Below are 5338 nucleotides of genomic sequence, written 5' to 3' on the forward strand. Positions count from 1 at the left end.
AAGCCATAATTTGTAAACCTTTTCTACAGAAAACAAGAAATATTTACTATGCTTTTACGTAAATTTCCACTATTTTTATATGGAATTGTGATGTAAGAAAGATTCCTATACAATGGAGAGACTAAGGAGGGATGTACGGTGAATAAAAAATTAGGATTCATCGGCTGCGGCCAAATGGGCCAGGCGATGATTCAAGGAATGATTGATGCCGGATTAGTAGAAGCTGAACAAATTGCGGCTACGGCATTGTCTGATGAAACGATTGATTTTGTTTCAGACGAGTATGGTATTCAAATATCCGCGGATAACAAGAGGCTGGCAAGAGAAAGTGATATTCTTTTCTTAGCTGTGAAGCCTTATGTCTATCAAGGAGTCATTCAAGAAATTCGAGAAGAAGTGCGAGATGACACGGTCGTTGTTACAGTGGCGGCCGGAATTACACTCGATGCAATGAAAGAGGCTTTTGGAAGGAATGTGAAAGTCATCCGTTCCATGCCGAACACCCCTTCGCTAGTCGGAGCGGGCATGAGTGTCCTCTGCCCGAATGATTTCGTCACCAAGCAGGAGTTGGCTGAAGTGTTGGAGGTCTTCGAAAGCTTCGGGGAAGCGGAGGTCATTGAAGAAAAACTGATGGATGCAGTGCCAGCTGTGAGCGGTTCATCTCCGGCCTTTGTCTATATGTTTATTGAAGCTATGGCGGATGGAGCTGTAAACGAAGGTTTTCCAAGGGATAAAGCTTATAAATTAGCGGCTCAGTCTGTCATGGGGGCAGCTAAGATGGTGCTTGAAACCGGTCGTCATCCAGGTGACTTGAAAGACGCGGTATGTACCCCAGGCGGGACAACAATCGCTGGTGTGACAAAGCTTGAAGAGTCGGGATTGCGTAATGCCGTCATTCAAACTATGGGGGCCTGCACTGAAAGGTCCAGACAATTGGCAAAAGGCAATAAATAGGTTACGATCAGCCGGACATGTTCTCATGTCTGGTTTTCGTATGGATGAAACCTTTATCATATAGCAATCGTATGCATAGGGAAGAGAAGGTTGAGGAGGTGTGTTCATGTGGAATGAACCGGCGCAAAGAATTTCCCGTAAAGCCCTCACATTATGGAGGATTTATGGAGCGATCCAAGTGGGTATAACGATATTGGTCAGTATCGGACTGATTGTCGCTATCCTGCTGTGGAATTGGCCATCCTGGCTCTTAGCGATAGCAGCGGGAGTCGTCCTCTTAGAATTATTATTTTCCGTATGGCTGCTTCCTGAGTTGAATTGGAAGCGTTGGCGATATGAAGTGACTGACCAGGATATCGAACTTCAGCATGGAATCCTGATTGTTAAACGGACACTCGTTCCAATGGTGAGGGTCCAGCACGTAGATACAGAGCAAGGACCGCTGCTCCGTAAATATAAGATATCTACGATCAGCATATCGACGGCTGCTACTGTACATAAAATTCCTGCTCTCGATGAACGTGAAGCAGAAGAGCTGAGGCAGTCGATATCATCGTTAGCAAGGGTGGCTGAAGAAGATGTCTGAACCGAAACGCCTTCATCCGATTTCAGCCGTCATCAATCTTGTGAAAAGCTTAAAAGATGCCCTGCTGCCAATTCTCGTTGTTTTCTTTTTGAATGGTAATATCTTGAGCGGTGAGATCGAATGGATCCCGTTGTTAATATGGGCAGGAGTTCTTTTGTTGATTCTAGTTGCCGGAATCGTTAAGTGGCTACGGTTTTCCTATCGTTTAGAAGAAGGGGAGCTGCGCATTGAATATGGACTCTTTTTCCGTAAGAAAAGGTATATCCCGTTTGAGCGTATCCAGAGTCTTGATTTTTCGGAAGGAATCTTTCATCGTCCATTCCAGCTTGTAAAAGTGTCTGTCGAAACGGCTGGATCGACAGATAACCAGAAAGCAGAAGGGGAATTGACGGCAATTAAGCTTACCGAAGCAAAGGAATTGGAAGCTTTGATTCTTAGAGAAAAAAATAACAAATTTGAATCAGAGGATACGGAAGACGTTGAACCTCAGGAGACCTCTCGCAAAAAGGTATTTGAAATGAACATGAAGGACATCGTACTGATGGCTGTTACTTCGGGTGGTGCAGGTGTCGTCATTTCCGGAGTAGGTGTCTTCTTTTCACAGATCATGGAAGCTCTTCCGATAGGGGCGATTTATGGACGCATCCTCGATTGGATTCAAATTGGTGTATTAATTGTTGCTTTTACAGCTTTAGTGGTTCTGCTTATTGCTTATGCCATTTCCATTTTACTAACGATCTTTCGTTATGCGAATTTTACCGTATTACTTGATAATGAAGACTTAATTATAACGAGGGGATGGCTGGAGAAAAAGCAGATGACCATTCCATTAAACCGTATTCAAGGACTGCGAATGGATGAAAATTTGATTCGTCAGCCTTTCGGATACGCTTCTGTGACGTTGATCAGCGCAGGTGGAGGACTTCAGAATGATTCGGATCAACAATTAAGGGTGCTTCCTTTCATTAAGAAAAGAGAAATCCAGCATGTGCTGAAAAACATCATGGACGATTATGACTTAGAAGTGAACTGGAACCGTCCCCCTAAAAAAGCGAAGCCTCGATATATGATGCGCCATTCTTGGTTTGCATGGCTCGCTGTTATTCCGTTAAGCATCTTCTTTTTTCCATTTGGGTTGTTGTCCATCTTTGGTGCTCTTGCTTTTACAGGTATAGGATTACTCGCTTTTCATGATGCAGGGTGGGAGGTCAAAGATCAGCAATTGACATTACGAAGCCGGTCGATTATCAAACAAACCTATGTCATGAAGAAGTATCGGATTCAGGCAGCCTCCCTTTCGCAAACGATTTTGCAAAAACGAGTAAATTTGGAAAGTGTGAAAGTGACGTTAAAGTCAGGGGTTGGAGGAGCCGTCGCCCAATGCTTATATTTAGATGAAAAAGAGGCAAGAAAGATACTAGGATGGTATCGGCCAGACTAGCTGGCACTAGAAAAAGTGGATCGGAGCTCAGCTTTGGTCCGCTTTTTTTGTTTGTGTTGAACCTAAAAACGAACGATTGATATAAAAATATTGATTTTTGTTCGTAAAAAGGATACTATAATAGCCGTTGTTATTTTTATTGGAAGCAAGGTGTTCTAAAATGAAAAATCAATTTAAGCTACAGGAAAATCATACAAACGTAAGAACAGAGTTATTGGCAGGGATGACGACTTTCTTGACGATGGTCTATATTGTCGTTGTTAATCCCGGAATTCTATCAGCAGCAGGAGTTCCATTTGAGCAAGCCTTTATGGCGACAATCATCGCCGCTGTTGTAGGAACACTAATTATGGCTTTTGCCGCGAATTACCCGATTGCCATCGCTCCTGGTATGGGCATGAACGCGTATTTCGTGACCGAAGTCATTCAACAGGACGTAAGTTATTCCGTCATATTAGGAACGGTATTTTTGGCCGGGATTTTATTCGTTATTTTAAGTTTGACGAGTTTAAGAGAAAAGCTGATTACTGCGATTCCTGCTTCGTTGAAGTATGGGATTACATCCGGAATCGGATTGTTCATCGCGTTTCTTGGATTGCGAATGTCCGGAATTATTGTTTCTAGTGAGGAGACACTGGTTACGTTAGGGGACTTGACTGCACCTGGAACATTATTGACGATTGTGGGATTATTCATAACGCTTATTCTTATCGCAAGGAATGTAACCGGTGGATTATTTATAGGAATGCTGATTACCGGAATCATAGGTTTGTTCACTGGCCAGCTCGAGATTACTAAAGTGATGTCTGCACCACCAGCTCCTGTGTTTTGGGATATCGATCTCGCAGGCGTGTTCTCGAATAGCCTTTATACGGTCATTTTCGCATTTTTGCTTGTTACGATTTTTGATACGACGGGAACGATGGTCGGTGTTGCTGAACAGGCAGGATTCATTCGAAAAGACGGCAGCCTCCCGCGCGCAAGAGCTGCTTTGATGGCTGATGCTTCTGCCACAACTGTTGGTGCGATGTTCGGTACGAGTCCTTCGTCTGCCTATATTGAATCCTCTTCTGGTGTTGCCGCTGGAGGAAGAACAGGGCTAACAACAACAGTAGTCGCTATTCTGTTCCTCGTATCCATGTTTTTTGCACCGCTCGTCGGAGCCGTTTCAGGGCTGCCTGCCATCACGGCACCTGTTCTCATTATTGTCGGCTGCTTTATGATGGAAGGGTTGGCCAACGTAAATTGGAAATCCTTCGATGATGCCTTTCCAGCCTTCATTATCATTCTGACTATGCCTTTGACCTCTAGTATTGCAACTGGAATTGCGATGGGATTCATCACTTACCCTGTCTTAAAATTAGTGATGGGTAAAGGGAAAAGTGTTCATTGGCTACTTTATATGTTCGCGATCATTTTCATACTACAAATGGTCTTTTTCCCTGCACATTAATAGACATTAGAGAACCGCAGCTAAAGCTGCGGTTTTTTTCATTATATGGAAGGTATAAAAGTATAGTTTGATTGAACTGAGGCATGATAATTTCAGGTGATGTATATGGGATTTATAAAACGATGGTTCTTTGGCGATCATAAAAGAATAGAAGACAGGCAAATTACAGAGCAAGAACGGGAACCGCAACAGCCGAGTTTTTATAAGCTTTCCAAAAACGTAGACTATTTTTTGAATGAGTTCAATCATACGAATGATTTGAAGGTCCGTGTGTTGAAAAAAGGCAACGCGGCTTTAATATATTTCCAGCCGTTAGTTGACCAGGAAAAAGTCCAGGAATATATTTTTGAACCAATCGAACTCGGAAAAGTAGATGAGATTTCGGAAATTCCAAATTCTAAAGAAACGCTAAATTTAGAAGAAGCTATTGTTTCTTTATTGCGTGGTCATGCGATCTACATGGAAGACGGCAGCCGGAAGGTTTCTCAATTCAATGTCACATCCGCTTTTAACCGTACCGTTGAAGAACCTATAAATGAAAAAGTAGTCAGAGGTTCTCATGATGGTTTTGTAGAGAATTTAATGATTAATATCAATTTGGTGAGAAAGAGGATCGAGCACCGTTCTTTAACTGTGAAGTATTTCAAGGTAGGGAAAAAGACGAATACCAACCTTGCATTATTTTATTTTGATGGTGTAACAGATCCAACCATCGTTCAGGAAATTGAGCGAAGAATAAAGTATATTAGCGCGGACATGATCCACAGTCCTGGATTTGTTGAAGAATTTATAGAAGATCAACCGGCTTCTCCTTTTCCGCAAATGTTGAATACCGAACGTCCTGACCGAGTGGTGGCCAATATCATGGAAGGCAGAGTTGCTATTATGGTAGAAGGGAGCCCGA

The 5338-nt window shown here is 42.8% G+C and carries 5 protein-coding genes; all 5 read left to right on the top strand.

Annotated features, from left to right (window positions below; genetic code table 11):
- The first annotated feature begins 138 nt into the window (after window positions 1-138).
- Window positions 139-954 carry a pyrroline-5-carboxylate reductase gene (gene proC / locus LD39_RS16175; protein WP_035549750.1) on the top strand — a complete coding sequence of 272 codons (816 nt, stop codon included), beginning with the start codon at window positions 139-141 and terminating at the stop codon, window positions 952-954.
- Between the two features lie 106 nt (window positions 955-1060).
- Window positions 1061-1540: a PH domain-containing protein gene (locus tag LD39_RS16180; protein ID WP_035549753.1), complete on the top strand. Its 480-nt coding sequence runs from the start codon at window positions 1061-1063 to the stop codon at window positions 1538-1540.
- On the top strand, window positions 1533-2981 hold the full coding sequence (locus LD39_RS16185; protein ID WP_035549758.1) for a PH domain-containing protein: 1449 nt from the start codon (window positions 1533-1535) through the stop codon (window positions 2979-2981). Before LD39_RS16180 ends, LD39_RS16185 begins: the two co-directional genes overlap by 8 nt.
- Before the next feature lie 160 nt (window positions 2982-3141).
- Window positions 3142-4434: an NCS2 family permease gene (locus LD39_RS16190; RefSeq protein WP_035549761.1), complete on the top strand. Its 1293-nt coding sequence runs from the start codon at window positions 3142-3144 to the stop codon at window positions 4432-4434.
- 105 nt (window positions 4435-4539) lie between these two features.
- On the top strand, window positions 4540-5338 hold a 799-nt coding region (locus tag LD39_RS16195; RefSeq protein ID WP_035549765.1), incomplete at its 3' end, for a spore germination protein.

The sequence above is a fragment of the Halobacillus sp. BBL2006 genome, assembly GCF_000786645.1.
In the GTDB taxonomy this organism is placed as follows: domain Bacteria; phylum Bacillota; class Bacilli; order Bacillales; family Halobacillaceae; genus Halobacillus.

Excerpts from the sequence above, each read along its gene's own strand:
- LD39_RS16185 (WP_035549758.1), top strand. The coding sequence starts at position 1,533 with ATGTCTGAACCGAAACGCCTTCATCCGATTTCAGCCGTCATCAATCTT.
- LD39_RS16190 (WP_035549761.1), top strand. The coding sequence starts at position 3,142 with ATGAAAAATCAATTTAAGCTACAGGAAAATCATACAAACGTAAGAACA.
- LD39_RS16180 (WP_035549753.1), top strand. The coding sequence starts at position 1,061 with ATGTGGAATGAACCGGCGCAAAGAATTTCCCGTAAAGCCCTCACATTA.